Annotated in this window: 2 protein-coding genes and 1 pseudogene; 1 reads left to right on the top strand and 2 read right to left on the bottom strand. The window is 51.4% G+C overall.

Features of this window, described 5'->3' with window-relative positions:
• Positions 1 to 95, top strand: a pseudogene (locus AO277_RS13430) (IS5/IS1182 family transposase); the annotation flags it as partial.
• Positions 96 to 105: 10 nt separating this feature from the next.
• Here AO277_RS13430 and AO277_RS13425 read toward each other — a convergent pair.
• Together AO277_RS13425 and AO277_RS13420 are read right to left on the bottom strand one after the other, a co-directional pair.
• Positions 106 to 825, bottom strand: coding sequence for an HAD family hydrolase (locus tag AO277_RS13425; RefSeq protein ID WP_044320202.1), 720 nt, complete (start codon positions 823 to 825; stop codon positions 106 to 108).
• Complete coding sequence (locus AO277_RS13420; RefSeq protein WP_223216162.1) at positions 795 to 1,370, bottom strand: DUF2513 domain-containing protein; 576 nt, start codon at positions 1,368 to 1,370, stop codon at positions 795 to 797. The genes AO277_RS13425 and AO277_RS13420 overlap by 31 nt, the downstream gene beginning before the upstream one ends.
• Between the last annotated feature and the right edge of the window lie 357 nt (positions 1,371 to 1,727).

The following is a 1,727-nucleotide window of genomic DNA, read 5'->3' as shown; positions in this document are numbered from 1 at the left end:
CTCGCTACGACAAGCTGGCCAAGAGCTACGCAGCCATGGTCACGCTGGCTTGTAGCCTACGTTGTATGCGGCAATACTTTTCGTACAAAACCTAGGGCGGACACATCACTTAGCGTCCAATCCAGGGAACCATTGTGAGATTAGATTGGGTAGTTCGTCTAGCGAAGTTATAGAAGACTTCGCTGGCATAATGCCTTCGGGCCATGAATGAAACCCTTGAAACCACACGGCGTACATTCCCGCTGCTTTTGCACCTTGGTAGTCATTTATGGGATGGTCGCCTACAAACCAACACTGTTCGGGAGGAAAACCCAGCTGTGCGGCCCCTGCTCGGAAAATATCGGACGCTGGCTTAGCCATCCCAAACGCTTCCGAGCTAATTACCGTGCTAACCGATTCGGCGAAGGGCAATGCGACTATGGTTTGCCTGCGCGACCTTTCAGCACCGTTAGAAATAACACCAACCTTAATATCCTTGCTTTCTAGCTCTAGAATCAAACCTAGAGCGCCAGGCATCTGTACTGTGGCGGTTGGAAAATTATTCATCCAGTGATCGATTAAGACCTGTGGCACCTTTGGTGCTAACCATGGCAGGTCGTGGGCAAGCGTCTGGCCTACCGCTTCACGGATAGAGGTAAATTTAGATTCAGGAGAAAGGTAGCCGCCGTTGTCTTCTCGAAGAATAAGCTTTCCGATGTCATCCAACGTCACCAGCTTCATTTCATGGCTGAAATCGGTCAGAAACACTTTGGCGTACCGCAGAATACTCAAGTCACGGTTTGTCAGGGTGTTATCTAAATCGAACAGGATAGCTCGTGGGTGCACAAATTTTCCTTCAGACTCCAAATGAGTAGCCGCAGCTCAACCCTATCGTCCGGAACGCGCGTATTCAAGGAGCAGCTACCGCATATGTGGCATCGCCATCTTGCTATGCAATGTGTATTCGCCGGACGCTTACGCTTCTCCTTGAGCACTTCCTTGCCATAAGCCTTCCCGAGCTCCAGCAATACCCCTAGGCCTGCAACACCTGCCTTTTCTGCACCGGCCTTGGTGCGCCGCCACACCTCGCCATCGCGAATAGTGTCGAGGAACTCATGCCCCTTGTAAGTCAGCCGCTGAGGTTGCCACCGGAATCGGTCCATTCCGCCAGTATTTAGAGCCGCCAGCAGACCTGCTTCATCCAAGAGCCGAACATGATAGGAGACCTCTTCGGAAGGTCGATCGTCGATTTCCAGCACGATGAGCCCTTCTGGCTCAGCGTAGGCTTCGATAGCCAGCAGGATTTCTCGCACTAGGTCTTTGTCGAGCTTCATCAGCGGTGTATTTCCATAATAGGGGTTGTAAGCCGGAATCCCAGAAATTTCCGTCATGGGCGGGAAGCCAGTACTGGTGTGGATTGACGCCAAACAGTTGTTTTCCGGCAGAGACGCCGCCAAGCCGAAAATGGCTTGATTGAGCGGCCAAATATGTACGGAAAACCGTATCGGATAGCAAAAGCAGCCGNGCCGGTAACCACTCTGGTGATGTTTTCCGACAGAGTTTTCGGGGATTCCGGGGTACAGCCCCTACTTGATGCTTTTGTTGATGCAAGTCAATGACAGGCGCTCTTGGCTTTGTGCTTGTGGAACCTAGGGTTTGTCTGAAAAGTCGCCTTGGTTAAAATGATGTCCTCTGGTTGCCAAGAGGGCCATCATGACTGACCGTTATGAAATTTCATCTGATCGTTG

Source organism: Pseudomonas amygdali (assembly GCF_002699855.1).
GTDB classification, from domain to species: domain Bacteria; phylum Pseudomonadota; class Gammaproteobacteria; order Pseudomonadales; family Pseudomonadaceae; genus Aquipseudomonas; species Aquipseudomonas amygdali.
This window is presented reverse-complemented; position numbering and strand designations above follow the sequence as displayed.